Source organism: Prosthecobacter sp., from assembly GCF_044373815.1.
Lineage (GTDB): Bacteria > Verrucomicrobiota > Verrucomicrobiia > Verrucomicrobiales > Verrucomicrobiaceae > Prosthecobacter.
In genome coordinates this window covers 1-19,370 of sequence record NZ_JBIPNG010000006.1, presented here as the reverse complement: position 1 = coordinate 19,370, position 19,370 = coordinate 1, and the positions used below count along the sequence as shown (strand labels likewise).

31 protein-coding genes are annotated in these 19,370 nt (G+C 59.1%); 17 read left to right on the top strand and 14 right to left on the bottom strand.

Annotation, left to right across the window (positions count from 1 at the left end):
• Positions 1 to 9 precede the first annotated feature (9 nt).
• From ACIREA_RS01155 to ACIREA_RS01090, 14 genes are all read right to left on the bottom strand, one after another.
• Positions 10 to 552, bottom strand: a complete 543-nt coding sequence (locus tag ACIREA_RS01155) for a hypothetical protein (protein WP_397379714.1) — start codon at positions 550 to 552, stop codon at positions 10 to 12.
• Positions 553 to 580: 28 nt separating this feature from the next.
• On the bottom strand, positions 581 to 967 hold the full coding sequence (locus ACIREA_RS01150; RefSeq protein ID WP_397379713.1) for a hypothetical protein: 387 nt from the start codon (positions 965 to 967) through the stop codon (positions 581 to 583).
• A gap of 54 nt (positions 968 to 1,021) precedes the next feature.
• Entirely contained in the window at positions 1,022 to 1,489 is a 468-nt protein-coding gene (locus ACIREA_RS01145; protein WP_397379711.1) for a hypothetical protein, read from the bottom strand.
• Positions 1,486 to 2,259: a LamG domain-containing protein gene (locus tag ACIREA_RS01140; RefSeq protein WP_397379709.1), complete on the bottom strand. Its 774-nt coding sequence runs from the start codon at positions 2,257 to 2,259 to the stop codon at positions 1,486 to 1,488. The genes ACIREA_RS01145 and ACIREA_RS01140 overlap by 4 nt, the downstream gene beginning before the upstream one ends.
• Entirely contained in the window at positions 2,256 to 3,815 is a 1,560-nt protein-coding gene (locus tag ACIREA_RS01135) for a beta strand repeat-containing protein (protein ID WP_397379707.1), read from the bottom strand. The genes ACIREA_RS01140 and ACIREA_RS01135 overlap by 4 nt, the downstream gene beginning before the upstream one ends.
• 45 nt (positions 3,816 to 3,860) lie before the next feature.
• The gene (locus tag ACIREA_RS01130; protein WP_397379705.1) at positions 3,861 to 4,616 is read right to left on the bottom strand and encodes a hypothetical protein; all 756 of its coding nucleotides are present in this window, start codon (positions 4,614 to 4,616) and stop codon (positions 3,861 to 3,863) included.
• A 30-nt stretch (positions 4,617 to 4,646) separates the two neighbouring features.
• The gene (locus ACIREA_RS01125; RefSeq protein WP_397379704.1) at positions 4,647 to 5,063 is read right to left on the bottom strand and encodes a phage protein Gp36 family protein; all 417 of its coding nucleotides are present in this window, start codon (positions 5,061 to 5,063) and stop codon (positions 4,647 to 4,649) included.
• A 9-nt stretch (positions 5,064 to 5,072) separates the two neighbouring features.
• Positions 5,073 to 5,426: a hypothetical protein gene (locus ACIREA_RS01120; RefSeq protein ID WP_397379702.1), complete on the bottom strand. Its 354-nt coding sequence runs from the start codon at positions 5,424 to 5,426 to the stop codon at positions 5,073 to 5,075.
• A gap of 163 nt (positions 5,427 to 5,589) precedes the next feature.
• Positions 5,590 to 6,084 (bottom strand): hypothetical protein, encoded by a 495-nt coding sequence (locus ACIREA_RS01115; protein ID WP_397379700.1) that lies wholly within the window; start codon positions 6,082 to 6,084, stop codon positions 5,590 to 5,592.
• A 98-nt stretch (positions 6,085 to 6,182) separates the two neighbouring features.
• A complete protein-coding gene (locus ACIREA_RS01110) occupies positions 6,183 to 7,139 on the bottom strand; it encodes a Mu-like prophage major head subunit gpT family protein (RefSeq protein WP_397379698.1) in 957 nt (318 codons plus the stop codon).
• A 55-nt stretch (positions 7,140 to 7,194) separates the two neighbouring features.
• Positions 7,195 to 7,800, bottom strand: a complete 606-nt coding sequence (locus tag ACIREA_RS01105) for a hypothetical protein (protein WP_397379696.1) — start codon at positions 7,798 to 7,800, stop codon at positions 7,195 to 7,197.
• 119 nt (positions 7,801 to 7,919) lie between these two features.
• Positions 7,920 to 8,990, bottom strand: coding sequence for a phage protease (locus ACIREA_RS01100; RefSeq protein ID WP_397379694.1), 1,071 nt, complete (start codon positions 8,988 to 8,990; stop codon positions 7,920 to 7,922).
• 53 nt (positions 8,991 to 9,043) lie between these two features.
• Positions 9,044 to 9,730, bottom strand: a complete 687-nt coding sequence (locus tag ACIREA_RS01095; protein WP_397379692.1) for a hypothetical protein — start codon at positions 9,728 to 9,730, stop codon at positions 9,044 to 9,046.
• Positions 9,731 to 9,751: 21 nt separating this feature from the next.
• Complete coding sequence (locus tag ACIREA_RS01090) at positions 9,752 to 10,591, bottom strand: helix-turn-helix domain-containing protein (protein WP_397379690.1); 840 nt, start codon at positions 10,589 to 10,591, stop codon at positions 9,752 to 9,754.
• A 157-nt stretch (positions 10,592 to 10,748) separates the two neighbouring features.
• Between ACIREA_RS01090 and ACIREA_RS01085 the strand changes: the two genes are divergently transcribed.
• The 17 genes from ACIREA_RS01085 to ACIREA_RS01005 all read left to right on the top strand — a co-directional run bounded on the left by ACIREA_RS01085 (position 10,749) and on the right by ACIREA_RS01005 (position 19,250).
• Positions 10,749 to 10,949 carry a hypothetical protein gene (locus tag ACIREA_RS01085; RefSeq protein ID WP_397379688.1) on the top strand — a complete coding sequence of 67 codons (201 nt, stop codon included), beginning with the start codon at positions 10,749 to 10,751 and terminating at the stop codon, positions 10,947 to 10,949.
• A complete protein-coding gene (locus ACIREA_RS01080; RefSeq protein ID WP_397379686.1) occupies positions 10,946 to 11,158 on the top strand; it encodes a hypothetical protein in 213 nt (70 codons plus the stop codon). Before ACIREA_RS01085 ends, ACIREA_RS01080 begins: the two co-directional genes overlap by 4 nt.
• A 50-nt stretch (positions 11,159 to 11,208) precedes the next feature.
• A complete protein-coding gene (locus ACIREA_RS01075) occupies positions 11,209 to 11,661 on the top strand; it encodes a hypothetical protein (RefSeq protein WP_397379684.1) in 453 nt (150 codons plus the stop codon).
• A 50-nt stretch (positions 11,662 to 11,711) separates the two neighbouring features.
• Positions 11,712 to 11,900, top strand: coding sequence for a hypothetical protein (locus ACIREA_RS01070; RefSeq protein WP_397379682.1), 189 nt, complete (start codon positions 11,712 to 11,714; stop codon positions 11,898 to 11,900).
• A gap of 4 nt (positions 11,901 to 11,904) precedes the next feature.
• The gene (locus ACIREA_RS01065) at positions 11,905 to 12,030 is read left to right on the top strand and encodes a hypothetical protein (protein ID WP_397379680.1); all 126 of its coding nucleotides are present in this window, start codon (positions 11,905 to 11,907) and stop codon (positions 12,028 to 12,030) included.
• A gap of 5 nt (positions 12,031 to 12,035) precedes the next feature.
• Positions 12,036 to 12,272 carry a hypothetical protein gene (locus tag ACIREA_RS01060; RefSeq protein WP_397379678.1) on the top strand — a complete coding sequence of 79 codons (237 nt, stop codon included), beginning with the start codon at positions 12,036 to 12,038 and terminating at the stop codon, positions 12,270 to 12,272.
• Positions 12,273 to 12,293: 21 nt separating this feature from the next.
• On the top strand, positions 12,294 to 13,184 hold the full coding sequence (locus ACIREA_RS01055) for a hypothetical protein (protein ID WP_397379676.1): 891 nt from the start codon (positions 12,294 to 12,296) through the stop codon (positions 13,182 to 13,184).
• A gap of 23 nt (positions 13,185 to 13,207) precedes the next feature.
• Positions 13,208 to 13,474, top strand: a complete 267-nt coding sequence (locus tag ACIREA_RS01050) for a hypothetical protein (RefSeq protein WP_397379674.1) — start codon at positions 13,208 to 13,210, stop codon at positions 13,472 to 13,474.
• 34 nt (positions 13,475 to 13,508) lie between these two features.
• Positions 13,509 to 13,787 (top strand): hypothetical protein, encoded by a 279-nt coding sequence (locus ACIREA_RS01045; RefSeq protein ID WP_397379672.1) that lies wholly within the window; start codon positions 13,509 to 13,511, stop codon positions 13,785 to 13,787.
• 7 nt (positions 13,788 to 13,794) lie between these two features.
• Positions 13,795 to 15,582, top strand: coding sequence for a hypothetical protein (locus ACIREA_RS01040; RefSeq protein ID WP_397379670.1), 1,788 nt, complete (start codon positions 13,795 to 13,797; stop codon positions 15,580 to 15,582).
• 50 nt (positions 15,583 to 15,632) lie between these two features.
• The gene (locus tag ACIREA_RS01035; RefSeq protein ID WP_397379669.1) at positions 15,633 to 16,085 is read left to right on the top strand and encodes a hypothetical protein; all 453 of its coding nucleotides are present in this window, start codon (positions 15,633 to 15,635) and stop codon (positions 16,083 to 16,085) included.
• Positions 16,086 to 16,120: 35 nt separating this feature from the next.
• The gene (locus ACIREA_RS01030) at positions 16,121 to 17,134 is read left to right on the top strand and encodes an AAA family ATPase (protein WP_397379667.1); all 1,014 of its coding nucleotides are present in this window, start codon (positions 16,121 to 16,123) and stop codon (positions 17,132 to 17,134) included.
• A gap of 29 nt (positions 17,135 to 17,163) precedes the next feature.
• A complete protein-coding gene (locus tag ACIREA_RS01025) occupies positions 17,164 to 17,454 on the top strand; it encodes a hypothetical protein (RefSeq protein WP_397379665.1) in 291 nt (96 codons plus the stop codon).
• 26 nt (positions 17,455 to 17,480) lie between these two features.
• The gene (locus ACIREA_RS01020; protein WP_397379663.1) at positions 17,481 to 18,104 is read left to right on the top strand and encodes a host-nuclease inhibitor Gam family protein; all 624 of its coding nucleotides are present in this window, start codon (positions 17,481 to 17,483) and stop codon (positions 18,102 to 18,104) included.
• Between the two features lie 23 nt (positions 18,105 to 18,127).
• Positions 18,128 to 18,364, top strand: coding sequence for a hypothetical protein (locus ACIREA_RS01015; RefSeq protein WP_397379661.1), 237 nt, complete (start codon positions 18,128 to 18,130; stop codon positions 18,362 to 18,364).
• Entirely contained in the window at positions 18,361 to 18,534 is a 174-nt protein-coding gene (locus ACIREA_RS01010; RefSeq protein WP_397379659.1) for a hypothetical protein, read from the top strand. The genes ACIREA_RS01015 and ACIREA_RS01010 overlap by 4 nt, the downstream gene beginning before the upstream one ends.
• Before the next feature lie 122 nt (positions 18,535 to 18,656).
• Complete coding sequence (locus ACIREA_RS01005) at positions 18,657 to 19,250, top strand: UvrB/UvrC motif-containing protein (RefSeq protein ID WP_397379657.1); 594 nt, start codon at positions 18,657 to 18,659, stop codon at positions 19,248 to 19,250.
• The last annotated feature ends 120 nt before the right edge of the window (positions 19,251 to 19,370 follow it).

Genomic DNA, 19,370 nt, shown 5'->3' with positions numbered 1-19,370 from the left:
GGCCGCTGATCAGCGCCGCGAGTTCACCGGCTTCGCCCTCGCCCTTTTTTTTTCAGCGGCTTTGGGCAGCGGTGGATTGGCGGCTTCGAGCAGGCCCATCTCTTTTTCGATGTGCCGGGTCAGAAGATCGATCTCTTCCGCGCTCTGGAAATGCCGCGCCAGAGCGAAGCTCTCACGGTCAAAGAAGCGGCGTTTGTCGTCGGCTTCATCGGGCTGGGTCAGAGTCTCAAAAGCTGCCTCGGGGTCCGAGAAGCAGTAAGCCAGGCGGGTGAGCTGTTTGAGGCCGTAGAGCGTGTCGAACTGAGTCTGCGGAGCGTCCGCAGACTGATAAAGCTTCGTGTGCTCCATGAGGCAGAGCTGCACCTGCAGGGAAAGCGGGAGCAGTTCCAGCTCATCATTGATGCGCGTGGTTTTACCGTAGCCGCCCAGGGCGCGCATGGCCTCGGGGTGATAGCCCGTGGCTCTGGCTTCCTGGCCGGCGTGGAAACCTGCGACGGCTTCCATTTGCTCGACTTCAGCAGCTCTGACGGTGGGTCGTGAAGGTGTGGTCATGTGTGTGTGCAGGGTCTGGGGTCAGAGATTACGAACCGCAATCAATGGTGCCCACGGCGGGCTCGCTGCCGAGGCTCTTCCAATGGAAGGCTTTGAGGTCCATCTTGACGACGCCGCCCGCTTCCCATTTGCGTCCGCGTTCGGTGATCTGGCCCGTGATGCCGGCGGTGGGGAAGCTGATGTCATCAGCCAGTTCTGGCATCACCGCTGTACTGCTGAGGATGACGGTCATGGACAGCTCAAAGCGCTCATTGAGCAGGAGCACCGTCTGGTTGCCGCCGCAGCAGTCTTTGATGTATTCGAGATCCGCGAGGAGCTGCTCGTTGGCGCTTTCGATCTGGCCGAAGGTTTCGCCCAGGGCGCAGGTGCCGAGGAGGATGTTTTGATTGCCAATGGCTTTGATGGGTACGGACATAAGAGGTGGGTGGGGGCGGGGTTGGGATGAGTGGAAAGGGAAAAAGCGGGGCGGTTATTCGATGGCAAGAATGCTGTCCCAGACTTGATCAAGATCGAGATTAAGGGCGGCAGCGACGGCGGTCACCAGCGGGTGTTCTTTGGGAAAAGTGGGCACCTCAAACCAGCGCATAAGGGCCTCTTCACGTTCAGGGCCTTCAGCCGTGACCGAAGCAATACGCCCGGGGATGCTTTCCAAGGGGATGCCGCTGCGAATAAGAAAGCCTTTCACCTTGTAGCGCTCCGCTTCAGGCACTGGCAGTGGGGTGTTTTCAACCACGTTCCAGCCGCGCTTAATGGTACGGGTTTCGTGGTTGATTTCCTCCGTGGCTTCCAGGTGGTGGCCTTCTGGGACCGCTGAAGGAGGATCACTTTGGGCAAGTTCGTAAACGCGATAGATGGGATCGAGTCCGACGATTTCCTCTCCCAAGCGATTCGTGTAGGGCTTAAAAAGCTGCGTGCTGGTATCGTAGAGCAGTTTCATGAGTCGGGGAAAGCGGCAGTGGGTGGTGTAAAGTTGGACGTGTAACGGCCCACGCCTTTGGTGATGCGGATGTCATCCAGCCAGCCGTTAATGTTTTGCCCAAGGGCTCGAAGCTCGCCAATAGTCAACGAGTTAGTTGAGTTGTAATTGGTGCTGTCCGTTGCTGTTGCCCCGCTTTGACCTCCATCGACAAAAATGCGCAGGCTGGAGCCACTTCGGCAGACTGCAAAGTGATACCATATTCCGGTAGATAGTGAGAGCGAGGCTGAATAAAGCGAGCTGCCGTTATACCAATTGATCTTGTTGGACGTGTCAGGCCGGTATTGCAGCGCCCACGTTCCAGGGTAGTTACCTATAATGGTGCCTGAAGCGGCTGGAAACGCATTCCATTTGATCCAAAATTCAACAGTGAAATCGCCGTTACCAAAGTTCCAGTCAGTGGAAGAGGGGGCGGTGATGTAGTCGCCGGTGCCGTCAAATTTGATGCTGGCGGTGCCATATTTATACTCGGCGGTGTCGAGTTCAGAATTGCCAAATTGCGAGATGGGGCGAGCGCCCGTACTGCTGTCCGTAAAGGTGGTGCTCTGATCCGCTCCTTCACCATGAAGGAGTAAAACGACGCTGGCGAAAGAGGGATCTGTGCCACCGCCGCCGCCAGCGGTCACAAAGCGGTAACTATTGATGATCACACCGCCATGGAGCGTGGACGCCATGCCCATGGCAAGCCAGAGGCAGGCGATGGATTGGAGAAGGCAGGACAGTGTTTTCATGGACGCGTGCCGATGAGGGTGACTTTCAAACCTTTACCGGCAATGGTGCTGCCGATTTGATCGAGGTTGATGGTGATCTCGGCATCGTCTGCCAGAGTCGTATCAGATATCACACCAGGGACTGCACCGCCGACACTGGTGAATGCTGAGGTGGCAATCTGCGGCTTGGTGCTGAAGATGGTCGTTCCCGCTTCTTTTACATCCACGATGATCACAGAGCCTGTAGGGGCGGTATTGACCTGCAAACGAACACTCGTTAAAGTCATCGCATGCGGCATGCGGAAGGTGACTTTGGCTGTGCCGGTGGTGAGGGCGGTGGCTTCGTCAGAGCAAGCGACGACGATTTCAGCTTTGTTGTATTGCCAGTCCCCAGCGGTGGAGCTGGTGGCAGTGAGGCGCATTCCTGCAGAGGGAGCCGTGGCGGAGGATACTGCAACGGTTGTGCTGGAAGTCTGCAATCCACGGGCGGCGGTGGCGTAGCCCGCAACAAGGCTTGAAGCAGTGCCACTGGCATTGGTGAGTGTGATGGAACTTGGAGTGCCTCCCGCTCCATTGAACAAAACGGGACCGCCTGCAGATCCCACATTGATGGCCAAGGCATCTTTCACTCCGGTGCCGAAACCTGACAAGCTGCCAACGGTGAGATCACTTGTGAGTGCGAGCGTTCCGCTACCCTGAGGCAATGTAATACCGTAACTGGTAGTTGAATCGGGAACCGTGATTGATGTGGTGCCCCCCCCGACCGCATAAAATGTAAGGTCGGCAGAAGTATTCAAACCACCATATCCATTAAACTTCACAACCTTGCCTCCATCGGCTCCGCCGTTTCCGCCGATGCTCGTTGATCCGGTGATGTAGGTATTTGTATCTATGACCAAAGTGCCATCACTGCCGCTGGTTTTCACGAAGCCGTTGCCGGTCAGATTGACCAACCTGCTAATGTTCTGCGCGGTGTTGACTGTGATTGTGTTCGTGCTCCGGGTCAGCCCGGTGGAAAACGTGAGGGCCGATTCTTTGGCATCCAGCGCGGCTTGCAAGCCATTGGTGCGGGCGATGGTAAGCGAGCCATCGGTGATGATGGTTTGGTAGGTGCTGGCAGCAAGAGCAGCGGTGATGGAATCGGTGATGCCATAGCCTGCCAAAGTCGTGGGGGTGCCTGTGATGGTTGACCAGGCCTGGGTGCCGGTGTGATTGGCGCGGGCCAGAGGATCCGTGGCGAGCTTGGAAAGCGCCAAAGTGCCGGTGCCAATCAGAGGCTGGTAGGTGCTGGCAGCCAGTGCGGCGGTGATGGAATCGGTGATGCCATAGCCTGCCAGGGTCGTGGGCGTGTTGGTGATGTCGGGCCAGTCGGAAGAGCCAGAGCCGCCGGAGATGGAAATCGGCCCAAAGACACCGCTGCTATTCCAGCCCAGGGCGCGGCTGTTGGTTTTGGTGATGGTCACGGGCACCAAGGCCCCCTTTTCTCCAATGACGCCAAGTTTGACATCTCCCACACCTGCGAGGGCAGGCAGGCAGAGGCCGAGGGTTAGAGTCAGGAGGGCAAACGCGAAACGCATGCCGGGAGAGTGCCAGAGCCTGGCCGCGAGAAGCGGCGGGGTGGTTCACTCTGCTTCGAAGCGCTCAATGCGGCCATCGGGCACACCCGAGAGATGCACGACGTAGAAGGTGGGGTCTACGGCCACAGCGCCAATGCGCCAGCCGGTGCCGACGCCGGCGGGGTCGGCTTCATCGGTTTCAAAGCGGGGCACGCGGCCCACGGGAGTGCCCTGCAGGCAGACGATGTAGAAGCTGCCGTCATCACTTACTCCGGTGATCTGGAAGGCGTCGGGAATGGCGATGTTTTCGCCGTCTGGATCTGCATCGCTGGCGGGATCATCGAGGGCGTAAATCAACTTGAAGTCCATCCGGCGGACGCGCCAGGGCTTGTCTTTTTGATCGGTGCCGTCCACCCAGCTCGCGCCGGTAAAGGCAAAGTGGCTGTGGTCGTCTTTGGCGATGTCGTCATTGTCGGGAAACTGGATGTTGCGCATCCATTGCCGGATCTGGCCAGTCATTTTCGTGAGGCTGACACGGCCTGCGGGGGTCGTTTTATAAATGGTCTCGCCTCGATTGCTGGCAAAGCCTTTGTGCATCTGCACGTAGAGCGTGAAGAGTCCCGATGTCCAGCCGCCGCGATTGAACTGCTCAACGCTTTCCTCGTCCTCAAAGGAGAGGATCAGCCGCCACTTTTCGGGGGTGACTTTGAGGAGGTCCACGACTTCCCAGGGGTTGTCACAGATCTGCAATGATCCGCCGGCCGCTGTGACTTTGGGTCCAAGATAAGCCTCAAGCGCGAGAAGGATGCGGTCGGCTTCCATGGTTTGTGTGTGCGGGGAGCTGGCGGGGGCTTAGCAGCTCATGTTGGAGCTGTGGGCGCGGTTTGGCATAGTGATGGCCACGGCGTCAGTATTGGTCGTTTGCAGCGTGGGAAAGAGGGCGATGTCTCCTTTGGCGATGGCTTGAAGGTCATCACGTATCCGCTTGAGCTGATCGGTCCAGGGGAACTCCGCCTGCATGCCACGGCGGCCGTAAGCGATGGCAGCGGCGAGATAACGGGTGATGTGCCGCAAGGTGGGCACGGCATTGGCCAGAGCGGTGGTGAGATCCAGCGGCAGCGGGTATTTGCGGGAGACGTAGTTGTTGACTTCGTCTTCAGCGGTCTGGATCACATCGGCGATGGCGTCAGAAGTGCCCGCGTCTGAAGTCGCGGCAATGAGCCATTCTTCGGGGATCAGGCCTTTGAGATCGTCGGCGACGGCGTACATGGTTTGGCCTTACTGAGTGAGGGCCAGGGTGGATTCGATACCGGCGCGGAATTGGGCGATGCGTTCGAGGTCGATGCCTTCGGCTTTGAGAAGCTCTGCGTCCACACCTTGAAAGAGAGCGGTGGCGGAGCTGATGACCTTCAGCGTGGCTTCGCCTTGATTCACGGCGTTGATGAGCTGGCTGCGCAATTGGGCGGCCATGGTACGCACGGCGTTCTGTTGGCTGGTCAGCGGGGCAAAGCTGGGATGACGGATGACGACCGGAGCTGGGAGTGTCTGCGGGGTGTTGATGAGATCCTCCATGCCCGCTGGAATGCCGGGGGGCAAACTGCGGCGGGTCGTGGTGATGGGAGTGCCTGCCAAAGGCCCCGAGGGCGAAGGCTGAGGCCTGACCGGCACGCGCCGGGAAGGTGGCCGTCCAGGCTTTGGGGCGGGGGCGGGTGTCGGCAAAACGGGAGCGGGTGGAGAATCTTCAGGCATGGCGTGCGGTCAGTTTGGAAACGTGAAACTTGAGACTCAGGCAGGATCAGAGCGCGGTGGCACTGCGGATAGGCCGGGCCTTGAAGGCGATCTTGGTGCTCGACTTCCCCACGGCAATGACGGTGGGATACCAGCCGGTGGTCAAATCGGCTACCGGGGCAATGCCGCCCGCAGTGGCGCTCAGGACGTAAACGGTGCCATTGGCGACGGTGGCTCCGATGGTCAGATCATCGTCTTCGATGACGTAGGCGATCTTGGAGCCAATGGCGCCGGTGACAATGGCGATGCCCACGGCATCACGCACGGTGGCGGTGGCACTGTCGCCATCGGCCAGGTAGAGCTTGCCATCCGTGGAGCTTTTGTACACCACTTTGCCCGCCGTGATGGCCGCGCCTGCAAAGGCTTCGCGGATGACCGCATTGGCTCCGGGCGTGACGCTGGTTGAAGTGATCGTCAGATCCGTGGCAAAGCACGGCGGTGTCAGGCTCAAAGCCAGCAGGCAGACGGCGAACAGCAGACGGGAGATCGAGGGGAATTTCATGGGTGGGTGAGGAAGAGGTGAAAGGCTTGGCCTGTACTGCCAAAGGCCGTGTCTTTCGACACAGCCGATGGCATTGGAATGATTCAGACGATTCCGGCTTATGCTGCAGCGTCAGCACCGGTGGAACCGAATGCGTACTCTGGCAGTCCATAACCGAGGGCCATGCGGCCACGGGCTTTCCACTGGAACACGTCTTCATTGAAGACACGGTCTCCGGTGAGCTGGAAGCTTGGGGTCAGCTCAAAGGCAGTGCGGGGCTGATAGATCAGCGGCTTCACCGGCTGCGAGCAGTCGAGCAGGAACCATGGCAGGGCATCGGCATCATTGATGACGGCGCTGGTCTGCGCGAGGGTCTTCAAACCTGGCAGCACGACGAGCTTGGCCTTGTTGTAGTTCGTGTTGTTGGCACCGCCCGCGAGGAACTGGGCTGCCACGATGCTTTCAGCGAGGGACTGATCGTCCGAGGTGACCACGAGGTAAAGCTGCTGCGAGTTCTGCCCGAGGAAGAGCGGCACGCCTTCGGCATCCTTGCGTTCCACCAGGGCAGCCAAAGCCGTCTGGAAGTTCGCGGCCGAAAGCTTCTTGGTGTCCAAGTTGGTGAAGGCCGTGGCTTTGCTGTGGGCTTTCTTGCCGGCGGCGAAGAAGGCGCTGCCGGTGTAGTCCTTGCCCTTGGTGGCACTGAAGGCGTTCACGAAAAGCTGGAGAAGCTCAAGGTCAGGCACCTGGGCGGCACGGGCACCCCACTGGGAGGCCACATTGCCAAACATGCCGTACTGATCGTCCTCGATGCTTTCACGCTTCACTTCGAGGATGCCGCCGAACTTCTCATTGGTCAGGCGGTAGCCCAGCGTTTGCAGGCGCTTGCGGATGTATTCACTGGTGACTTTGCTGATCTGCGGGAGATCGGCCAGGTAGCCATAAACGTTTTCGCCGGCGGTGCTGGGGCACTCCATGCAAAAGAGCTTGTAGAAGGCCGTGACAGCGGCCCGTGCGGTGTTGAACTTGGCCTGGAATGACTTGTTGATTCCAGCGAGATTGGCGGCGGTGACTTCCATAGGAGTGGGGTGGCGTTAAAGTTAAAGGGTGGACGTTTCGGAATGTGGAGAGGGTTTACTTGAGGAGGCCTTTGGCCTTCAGGCGGGTGATGACATCCGTGAGGGTGGCGTGAACGGCGCGCACATCGTCGCCGATCTTCTCGCCTTCGACTTTCACCGCTGCATCGTCAGCAGCAGCGGCCATGACGCCATTCGTGCTGGTGAGCGCGGCCAGAGCGGTGATCGCGGCACCGGGTTCGATGACGTTTTCAGCGCCCACAGCGACCCAGACGCCGTCCGAATCCACTTTGACCACACTACCTGCCACGACACTGTAGGTGCCCGCGACGGAAGCGACGGTTTGATTGTCTTCCACGAAGCAGGCGAGGCCGATGTGGGCATCGGTCACGGCATTGCTTCCGCTGTTCGCCAGTTTGAAGATGCCGGTTTCGACGACGCAATCGAGAGCACCGCTGGCGCCATCGGTGTTGTCGGTTTCTTCGGCCCCGATGCCGACGACCTTCAGGCCGGTGGCATCTGTGGCATGGGTGATGTATCCCGCCGCTGTGCGTGCCCAAAGGACGCCTGCGAGCAGTTTGACGGCGGTGAGAGAGGCGGCAAGAAAGGCGATCTTCTTGCCCTGGCGGGAATCAATGGTCTGGGAGACGGTGGCGGCGGACATGGCGGAGGAGGTGAGTTAAGGGATGGGGACTGGCTTCTGAGAGGGCTCGCGGGGCCTCGCGGGGGCGTTTTGGCGCGTTGAGGCGTGCGGGAAAGGTGAGGACAGCGGAAGAGGGGTTTTTAGGCGGCGGTGGCAGTCGGTTTGGATTTGGCTTTTTCAGCCTCGATCTCGGCTTCGCTCAGGCCGCAATTGCGCATGATCTTGATCTCGTCCGCGCTCAGGGCTTCCGGCTGGCCGGCGTCTTCGGTGATCTCTTGGCCGTCCACGGTCTTCTTTTTGAGAGGCACCGCACCGGGCTTGAGGTTGCCGACGAGTTCGGTCAGGGCGGAGAGCGGCGTCGCTTCGATGCCCGCAGCGGAAAGTGGGATCACTTTGCCTTCCTGCGTGGCCTTGGTGATCAGCAGATCTTTGCGTCCCTGCTCCAGTTCTTTTTTGCCCTGGGCGATCTCGGTGCGGAAACCTTTCATCTCCGCGCTCATGCCTTCGGCTTCACCGGCAGGCGTTTCTTCTTTCTTGAGCTTGCCCATGGCGGAGTCGAGAGCGGCAGAGGTGGTGGCTTCGTCGGCGTTCGGATCAAGAGTGACACCGAGGGCGGCGAGTAGTGCGATGAGCTTCAGTTTCATGGGTGGAGTGAGGGGCGTGGATGTTGGAAGGGTGATGTCGGCTGAGAGGGCATCAAAGTAAGCGGCCAGGGCTTTCGGCGCGGCGGCGTGGTCGATGGTTAAGCCTTCAAGCTCGCCATGGCGGCAGAGCGCGGTGGAATGCAGGGCGATGACGGTTTTGCCATCCTTGCCACGCACTGGTGCGGGGCTGAGGTCTTGGTAGAGCTTGCGCTCCCAGGCGCTCAAGCCATCGGGCGTCCATTCGATGTCTTCATAGACGATGCCTTCGCCTTCAATGACACTGCACAGCGCCCAGGCGGCAATAGGCCTTGGCTCGCTGCTCGATTCATAAGCCGGAGTGCCCGGCAAAGTGTTGTGCTCAAAGTCGAGCGCGACTTTGCCGTCGATGCGGTTGCGGTTCTGATTCTCCGCGAAAACTTGGGCCGTGAGGGCATCGACAATGAAATCGCCCCGGCGGGATTTGTTCACCCCCCAGGGCAGCACGACCAGCCGCGAAGGCGGAGCCTCACCACCGGCATAAAGCGGAGTAGCGGAAACGCGGAAGGTGTGGAGCGTGAGTTTGGACACGCCGCGAAAGTGCCGCGACCCTCACGCGACGCGCGGCGGCGTGGGGTGAAGGATTACTTCACGCTCACTTCAGCCACTTTCCCATTCTCAAACCGGGCGCGAAAGGTCTGGAACTCTGCCCAGCCCGTTTCCTTGCTCTTCGTGATCGCCGCTCCGTGCGTACCTTCGATCTCTGCGAAGGTTTTGCCTTTCATCGCCACCAGCGCGGCGGCATCTTTGTCTTGTTGTTTTTGGATCGTTTCAGCCATCACCCTGGCCAGATAAATTTCTGGAACTGGCCCACTATCCGCCCCTTTGGCGTAGATCTCGTTTCCCCAGTAGATGGCGCATTCTGCTTCTGTGAGACCGCTGCGTAGGCGCCAAGCATGAGCCAAAGATTCCGCCTTCACCCTGGCCTCATCTTTGGAAGCCCACGCCTGGGTAAATTTTACTTCGAGAACGTCCCCATTAAAGCGCGCTGTTTCTGCACCTGCGTTGCGTTGCAGCCATGTGATGAACTCAGGTTTCAAAGCGTTGACGCGCTCCTGATCGTCCTTGTTTTTCTCTGCCTTGACTGCCAACTGGGCCTCTGCCGTTTTGGCTGCGTCTTCCGCTGCGAGAGTCTCTTCTTTTCCCACCAGCGCAGCGTGCTCCCTTTCAGCCTGCCTCTGCGTGGGAGTCAGCATCAAGTGGTACCGGGCAAAACTTGCGCCGATGATCAGCACGGCAAGAATGACGACGAATTTAAAGCAGCCTTTCATAACGATGGAGGGAGAAGTATTTTATAAAACTCGGGTCACACTGGCGACGGGATAGATCCACAGGAAAGCGTCGCGTGGGAAAGTCATGGGTGGGTACGCGGGATTGTAGCTGGAGAGGGTCACGGAGTTTCCGGCTTTTTGGTAGAGCTTCAACATCACGTCTCCGCCATTGTCTTCATTCAACCGGGCGATGACCACGGTGCCATTGCGGGGCTCAGTGGAAGGGTAAATGATGGCGGTATCCCCTGGGCGGAAGTCGGGCACCATGGAATCTCCGGCCAGCGTGACGGCGAAAGCTTTGCTGTCTTTGGGGTTTTGCGCAATGAAGCCGCTGTGATCGTAGGCGTCATCATTGTAGGCCATCATGCTCCCACACTGCGCCATGGAGAGCAGCGGCACAAAGCGCGCTTTCTGCCCGGGCGGCATATTGAGGTCTGGCGTCTCGCCCACCGTGCCATGATGTGTGCCGTTGGCGGGCGGGTGATCACTGCCATTGAGCAGACCGTCCACCTCACAGCCGAGAGCTTGGGCCACTTTCTCCGCCATCTTGCGGGACATGTTGGAGTGGCCCTCTTCGATGTTCTGGTACACGCCCAAAGAATAGCCCACCAACTCCGCGAGCTGCTTTGGGGTCAGGCCCTTGGCCTCCCGTAGCTGCTTCAGTTTGGCTCTTCCGCCGGTATTGTAGGAAGCCAGGGTTTCCCAGGTCCGAAAATCCGATTCAGTCGGATTATCCGAAAACTCCGATTCAGTCGGAGTTTTCGCTCCGTGCCCAAAAGCGGACTGCCAAAGCTGATCAAAAAGCAGCTTCACCGCCCGGGACGGAGGCCGGTTTTGCCCCGGGTCTTCGTTCTCCATCATGCTCACGAGGTTACGTGAAACGCCAAGACGCTGCCCCATTTGTGACTGATTCAGCCCTAAATGTTCACGAAGCGTGCTTAATTTTTGAGGAAAGTTCACAAATGAGTCATTTTCTTCTTGCATGCTTTGCACGATTTGTTACACATAGCGACCGAACATGGCAACCGCTAAGTCACAAACCAAACATTTGCAAGGCAATTTCACATTGTGGGCCAAGACACGCCTGCTGAGGAAGAAGCTGAGCGTCACAAAGCTGGCATCCCAGTTGGAGCTTGCTCGTAACACGGTGAGCATTGCCATCAATCATCCCACGATGATGCCAGCCGTCCAAAAACGCATTCGGGAGGCACTGGCATGAAGCTGCTCACTCCTTTGATCGCCGCTGCCATCCGTGGTGCTGAATCCCTGCCGCCTGTCGAGCGTGCGGATGTCTTCGAAGGCATTGCCCAGATTACGGCTGAGCAAGATCCCGAGACCAGCCGCAACGCTCAGGATCTAGCCAAGGCCATCCGCGATGCCGAGGGCCTGCAACTCCACTTCCGCAATCTCTTCGCCAACGCCGCCTGATCCCTTTCCCCGCTGACCCCGGGGAGAACGCAACGACCCACACACGAAACATGAGAACGAACACGATCACCCTGAGAAGCCCTCTGCGCTCCACGCGCTCCCAACTGCCCGCTGCGTCTCTGACTCTGCGCCGCATGCGGACTCCGGCCCCTGCTGTGCTCCCTGACCTTGCGGTTGAGGACGCGCAAGCGGCCCGGATCAAGCAACTGGAAGCCGAAGTCGAAGCCGCCAACCTGAAGCTTCACAACCATGCCTCCCAGGTATGGCTTGAAGCTGAAGCACGGCTGGCGGTGGAATCCAAGCAACGCCTGGCTGAACGCCAGCACTGCAAAGAGACCAAGACGGCCCACATCCGCGACCACACCACAGGCTTTCAAACGCCTGCCGTCGTGGCCACGACCGATGCCGTGCATCTGCGCCTGCCGCTGGACCCACGCAAAGCCATCCCCATGAAGCTGCCGGTCATGAGCCAGATTCGCAACTGGCTGCACCTCAAATGGTAAACCCCAGCTCCGGGCCGCAAGGCCCGGAGCCCCTTTCCCCACTGATGACCATGAACGTTCCCCAAGTCACCCCGGGCCGCATCGCTTTTCTGAAGCGGGGTCTGAACTTTCTCGGCTGCAAAGACTGCGCCCTGACCGCCCTCAAGCGTGGCGACCGTGAAGGTGCCCGCTTCTGGGCGTCTCAAGCCCGCGTTGACTGGGCTCTCCTGGCCAATCCGCCCACCACCCGTTTATCCTAATACCATGTCCTACCACTCTATCTTATGCGCCTTGCTGGCGGCGAACCCTGCCACGGGTGAGCAGACTGCCGTCTGGTTTATCAGCCTGCTCATGCTGGCCGCGCTTTTCATCCTTCTCCCCAACCGCTGAACGCCATGTATTACCTCGCCCTTTTCCTCACCTTCGCGCCGCCTGCTGCGCTGCTCATCTGGTTCTGTTTCTGCACTCATGAAGCTGACTGGCACCGCAAAGTGGCCACGCCGAAAAACCACCTGCGTGACCGCAGCGGGTTCATCACGCCAGAGCTGCTTCAAGCCATTCTCGGCATCGGCCTCATGATCGCCCTGGCTCTGGTCATGGCTTCTGGCTTTGCAGACGAACCCCGCTGGTAAATCGCTTTCCCCCTCACGACCATGCCCAAATCTGACACCGCTTTTCCTCCGACTGCACGCATTCTGCAGGTCGATCCCAACCTTCTGGTTTTCTCTTCTGCACTCACTGCTGTGCCGATGATGAATGACGTTGCCTCCCGGTTCCTGGAGTCTGCCAAAGCAGATCTCCGCCAGGAAGGCAAGACTCTGGCCGATGAAATTGACGCCCTGCATTTGCACCTTGATGACATTGGCATTCAAGAACCCATCCCGGTCACCTTCACCAATGGCAATGATGCCACTGAGGGGGTTACCGCCTGGGATGGCCGCCACCGCACCGCCTGGGCTATTGAGCGATGCCTTGACACCGTGCCGGTTCGTGTGGTTTCACGCAAGGAAGGCCATGCGCTGCTGGAAGGCACCGTCATTGGCCGCCGGCATTGGACCAAAGGCCAGCGCGCCTGGCTGGCGGTCACTCTTCATCCCCAGGTAGTTGGCAATACCAAAGGCAGGCCCGGAAAATCCGATTCAGTCGGAATTACCGCCCAAAGCCTCGCTGATCGTTTCGGTGTCTCCGCCGATCTCATTGACCAAGCCGTCAAGATCCACCGCGTCTTTGAGCAACTCCCCACGCTCCGTGAAAAGCATGAGCCGGGGATCTGGATTGGCCATGGTCTGGGCGCGGTGCTGGCGGGAATCCCCGGCGCCACGACCACGGAAGACAAGCCGAAGAAGCAGATCTCCTGGACCACGATGCAGGGGCCGCTTTCCACCCTGAGCAATGTGGCGAAGAGCTTTGGCAAATGGAGCACCGAGGAGCGCGACTGCGCCCGGGATGCCTTGGGCATGTGGCTCAAGCAACTGCCTGCCGACTTCAGGCTGACCCTGACCGAAGCCGTGGCCCAAAGCGCCGAAGGCGAAGACGACGAATAATTCACGACCCACGAACTAATTTTATGACCGCCCAAGAAATCGCAGAAAACGAACGGCTGGAAAAAAAGTGGAAGGACCAAAAAGGCACGCCACCTGCCAAAACCTTCACCGCAGCCGAGCTGCAAACGGCTGCGAACGTCTTCATCCAGAAGAACGGGCGCAATCAGGAATCCGACTGGCGCTGGGAGCGCACGGAGATGCTGAACCAATTCATCGCGGGGCTTTTCGCTGAAACGGCCTCTTCGGGGATCGCCATGCCGGAAGTGCTTCCACCCACCACGCCGCGCTGAACTGACCGCCCACTTCTAACCTTCATCCCTCTTCATGCCTGACCTTGAACTGACCGATTATAGCCTCCTGCTCCCTGCGGATCTAGGGTGTGCTGGAAAGCGTGTGTCGCAGCGTATTCACACGTTGCTGGGTGCCAATTATGGGACTGCCAGCAAGTCACCGCCCGGGCCTTTGAACAGTCTGGTTCTGGCGGGTCTGGCCGAAGTCCGCCCCACGGATAACGGCTACAAGGTCGAGATCACTGACAAGGGCTTGATCGTGCAAAGCACGCTGATGCTGGCCCTGCGCGACGCTGTGAAAACCCACGCCTAAAACTGCCATGCCAAAGCCTGCCTCCATGCCTGCCAAACGTCTCGCTGTTGCCAGCGTAGACGCGTTTGTTGCGGGCGGTATGCAGGTCGGGGCGGCCTGTCTGCGGGCGGGGGTTTCCCGGGCAAATTATTACAAGTGGAAAGACGCTGGGAGCGAAGAGCCCCGTGCCGAAAAGCAGCGTGGACGGCCGACGCTGGTGGAACTGACGCAGGAAGAAATCCGCAGGCTGCGCTACTGGCGCCTGGTGCGTGATTCGGTGCCGCTGGCGCTGCAGGAGTTTCTCCGAGATGAACTCTGCCGCCCGGAGATCGCAGAAGCGGTGCGGGGTATCTGGGAGCGTGCGCTGGCCCGGCATAAGCGCCCGAGCTGGCCGATGTCCATCCGCCGTGCTTTGCATGTGACGGATGCGGAGCGTGCGGTTTTCCGTGGCGAGAAAGCCATTCGTGAAATCGAAGTCACGGAGCGCCGTGGCAATTTCATTGTGCTGGAAGACGGGAGCCAATGGCCGAATACGCCGGGCACGATTTACAGCAGCGATGACGAAAGCGAGAACCAGCCTTTCCGCTACTTTGACCCGAGCACGGGCACGGAGCGTCTGGGACGCCAGAGCCTCAAAACCATTGAAAACGCCAGTCACAAATGGCTGGGCTTCACCCATGTGGGCCGCGAGCGTGATGCGTACCGCGTGGAAGACATTGCCGATCATTTCCGCGATGTGGTCACGGAATTTGGCCTGCCTTTGATGTGGCGCGTGGAGCGCGGCGTGTGGGACAACAACTGGCTCTTCGGCGTGGAGTGCGACAACGGCAAACGCTGGGGCAGCATGGAAGAACTCTTCCACATTCGGCAGAAGTTTTCCTCCCGTGGCAAAGCGGACATTGAAGGCGCTTTCAATCATTCGCAGGATCGCAGAGCCCACGGCCCGGATGGTGGAGTGACCAGTATTGGCCGGTATCGCGGTGAGTTCCAGATGGGGACGAAAGAATACCTGCGTGCCCAGGACGGGGATGTGGCGGATCTGCGCAAGTTCTGGAGCATTCACGAAAGCGCGGAGGCTGTGGCGAAAGCCTTGGCGGAAGAGAACCAGACGCCGAAGCAGAGCTATCAGGCAGGGAACAAGTTCATCACGCCGGACGCTGCTTATGGCACTCCGGTGAAGCGTGAGGTTCCGGCGGACAAGTGGTGGCTTTTTGCCCCGGTGAAAAAGCAGGCGATGGTACGTCAGGGCGCGATTGAAATCAAAGTCCCGCATTACGCCACGTCCTTTCGTTTCCGTGTCAATGGTGCTGAAGGTTTGAGCCATCACCTGGACCACGGGCACCGCGTGCTGGTGGCGTTCCACCCGGGGCATCCGGAGCAGGGCTGTCATGTCTTCAACAATGACGAGTCCGCTTTGAATCGTGAAGGCTTTGGCTGGGCCGAATTGATCGGCCTGGCTGAATGGCTGCCGGATCGCCCGCAAGAAGATTTGAGCGGCCAGGGGAACTTTGAAGGCCGGAAAAATGAGCGTGCGGCCGTCCGCCGAGAGTTCCGCGCCATCGTCGCGGGGACAGCGCGGGCGGTGCGCAAGAGTCACGCGCAAGACGGTCTGGGCAATACCTTGCGCACGGCCAGCGGCAGCTCTGGCACCCCGGCCAAACCGGCCCGCAGCACACGCGGCGGCATGCTGCTGCCTGATGATTTTAAGACCACGCGTCGCGCCAGCACGGAGCCCGTGATGGACCGCCGCACGCCTGATCCCGAGCCCTTTGATCCTGCCGAAGAACGGCGGAAGGCCGGAGCCATGATTTTCTGACTTCCTGACCCGAAGACAGAGACAACGAAACGACCAAAACACACACGACAATGAGCATACCCAAAAAGAAAACATCGACTGCACTGGCTCTCCCCACGATGGCCCCTCCAGTTAAAAAATCTGAAGTGATCGAAGCCCTTTATCTTCTCGCTTTCGAAAAATTCACGGCTGAGGAAAAAGAAAAAGCCACCCGGCGGGCAGAGCTTATCGCTCAGTGGGAGGATGCTTTGAAACCTCTCCTGGCCAAACCCCGCAGCATTGCTTGGGGCCGCCCAAATTGTTGGGATAAACACGACATCAAAGTCGAAGTTACTTTGACCCTCCCTCTCAAAGAAATCGGCAAGCAGTTTTATAAATGCGCTGCTGTTGCGTGGAATGAAAAAGAGGAACGGAAGCGCATCGCTGAAAGCATGTCCGCTGCTGGTGGAAGGGCAAAAGACCTTCTTACGGACCCAACGAGCAGAGCGGCTTTGGAGCAAATGCTCGCGCAAATCAACGGCTAAAACTCGATCCACGACCACTACCCACACACACGCTTATGACCACGACCAAACCCACACCGACCGAAGCGCAAAACGAGCTTCACACCCTGGCTCTGATGATTCAGGAGATTCAAAATGCCAAAGGCTGGAGCACGGGCGAACTGATGCGCCGGCATGCGGCGGCGGGCCTCGGCTCTGACAAGACTTTCGGTAAGATTCTGAACCGCGACTTTACCGAAATGAAGGTCGAGGACCGCGTGGAGAGTTATCGCTGCGTTTTGAACGTGCTGAATGATGCCGGCGCGGAGGAAGGGCCGGAGCCTGTGTTTCCGGATCTGGTCGGGCCGTCCGCTGTGCGTCGGGGTTTGACCCGGGCGATGATGACGAAGACGATTGCCCGCGTGGGTGTGATCGAAGGGGAAAGCGGCAGCGGTAAATCGTCCTGCCTGGCTGTGGTGCGCAACATCTACGGCAAGCGCATTGTGGAGACTGAAGTCCGCGCGGCGTGGAAGGACAGCCCTTGTGCTTTTCTGGGGCAGGTGCTGCGGGATCTCGGGGAAGAAGAAGGCCCGCGCAATGCGGAGCGTCGCCAGCGCAAAGTGGAAGAGACGCTGCGCACGACACGCCGCTGCCTGATTCTGGAAGAAGCCCACCACCTGGGCCCGCGCTGCCTGGATGTGGTGAAGTCTCTGATCAACCAGACCCAGACGGAAGCGATCCTCGCCGCCATTCCCACGCTGCTGAAGCGGGTGGAGCGTGAAGCGTTTGAAGAAACGCTGCAGCTCTTCCGCAATCGGCTGGCTTTCCGCGTGAAGCTGAAGCTGCACAGCGCTGACATCACGATGCTGCTGGAACGCCGACTGCCTGCGCCGATGTCCAAAACGGATCTGGCCAGCGCGGCGGAGCTGCTGCGCCTCAATGGTCCCAAGCACGGCTTCTATGCCCTGACCCGCGAAGTCTGCCGCCGCCTGCGGGATCAGTGGACGGAGGAGAAGTTTACGCGGGCGGTGACGCTCGAAGATTTGACCTCGGCGACTCAGACGGAAATCGAAGGGAGGACAGCAGCGTGAGACCTGCCCCTTTCCAATGGGTGCCTGGTATGCACCCAATTTATTCCAGCCGCTTTGACGACATCGAACAGGAGTGCCGCGAGAGCGTTATCCGTGCGGTGAAAAAATGGCGGGCTCTGGGCTGGGTTTATAGCCGCCAGATCTACAACACACGCATTCCTGACGAGATGGTCGCTGCCATCGACGCCAACCGTTTTCATTCCGGCTACTCCCTTACGTGCTGCATGCATCACGCGCTTCTGATCATCCGCCATGGCTGGCGCTCCTACGTGGCCATGTCCAGAGCGCAATACAAACGCAGTCAGAAACTCCGCCGCTAAATCACATCCCTACTCTCTTTTTATTTATGTCCGACTCAAATACCAAACGTACTGCCGCCACCAAGCGCGCCAAGAATGCCCGCCTCCATGAACTGCTTCGCGATGAAAAGGCTTTTGCTGAAGCGATCTCCCGCTTTGGCACGGCGGAAATGATCCTTGCGGGGCAGACGCTGGAAGCGGAGGCTGAAATCAAGGCGGTGATGGAACGCCACGCGGCGAAGATGGAGCGCACGCGGCTGGAAAAGGAGGAACTCTTCGATGCCATCGAAGACTATGCCCGCCGCCACCGCAAGATGCTCTTCAAGAGCGATGCCAAAGCGACGACGATCAACGGCCATGAGATCGCTTTCCGCACGGGGAATCCCACGGTGACGACGGCCAAAGGCACGACGCAAAAGGCGGTGCTCATTGCGCTGCTGGAGCACGATAACGCGGACTGGGCTGATCAGTTCGTGCGCTGGAAAGAGAGCCTGGATAAGGAGTCGATCCTTGGCCAGTGGAACGCCGAAACGGGCACCTGGAAAACCGAGGGCGAAGGCCTGGCAGATCTGGGTGTCGAGATCGAGCAGGTGGAACGCTTTCACCTCAAGACCGCCCGGGCTCTGGGCGATGCGGTGACCACCAGCGGGGGGGCGTCCGCTGTCGCTTAAACTACGAACTGGAGATTTGTTTTATGTATTCCTACACTCTCACTTTATCGGTCTTTCAGATCGTGTTTGTGCTGGCCTGGCTGGCGGTGCTGCTTTGGTTGACTCACAAGGGCAGTTACTATTCGGGGCGCAATTCCGGCCTCGACCTGGCCCGGGAAGGTTTCCTGCAAAGCTGTGACGCTGTGCTGGAGCAGATGCGTGCGGAAGAAGCCAAGCAATCCGCTGCAGACGAACCCACGACTACGGAGGCCCGGCTATGATCTTCACTTTCACCCACACGCGCGGCAGCATCATTTTGCAGGCCATCCTTTGCCTGATTTTCATCATCAACGTGGGCGTCATTTCATACGCTCGCGGCTTTTTGAACGGGGCCAAGGAGATGCACCAAGAATGGAAGAAACAGATCAACGCTTTGGAGGCCAAGCCATGAGCCCCGCGACTCTCCGCGCCATTCGCGCCAGCGTTCGACGCTCGCGGCTGCTGCTGAAATCTCCGGTGGCGAAAAAGCGCCGCTGATTTGGAACCTGACCTCTCGCCCTCACACACACGCTTATGAAAAAGAAATTTCCTTTCCCCAGTTATCGCGGTTCCCAGCGGCCGTTGACGGGTCAGGGCTCCAAAGGCCCGGGCCAGAAGGGCTACCTTGCGCAACTGGCGAAGGAAGCGTTTGTTTTTCTGACGGCCAAAGGTGCGATCGAGGGCGAGACGGAGAAGGAGTTTCGGCAGCGGGAAAGCATCGAGGCCTGCGGGCGGCGGATCAGTGAAGCGGTGAATGGTGACTTTGAGCTGATCGAGGCGCGGTTCCTGATGCTGATGGGACGCACCAAGAGGGCTTTGGAGAGTGCCATCAAAGCGGACACCAACCCGGAGCGGCAGGCACGCTTTAAACTGGCTGAGCTTTGCAAAGAACGCGGTCTGGATGTGCCTGCGCTGGAAGGGGCGAGCGTGAAGCGGATCTGGGCGGTGTTTTTCAACATCAAGAACGCGCCCAAACGCAAGGCCTCTGCGGCGGATACTTCGAAGCTGACGGCGGAGATGGCCAAAGCGGTGAAGGAAGAGCGCTATGAGGACGCGGCGGGGCTGAAGAAGAAGATCGAGGCGCTGCTGAAACCGGACGCGGCTGATGATGACGACATTCCTTTTTGACTTATGACTACACTGGACCTCCGCAATGCTACTTGGGATCAAATTCGCGCCACGCTGCGGGGTCGGCGTGTGGCGGCTTATGAAGCGTGGAAGCTTTGGGGCCCAGGCACGACGCATGAG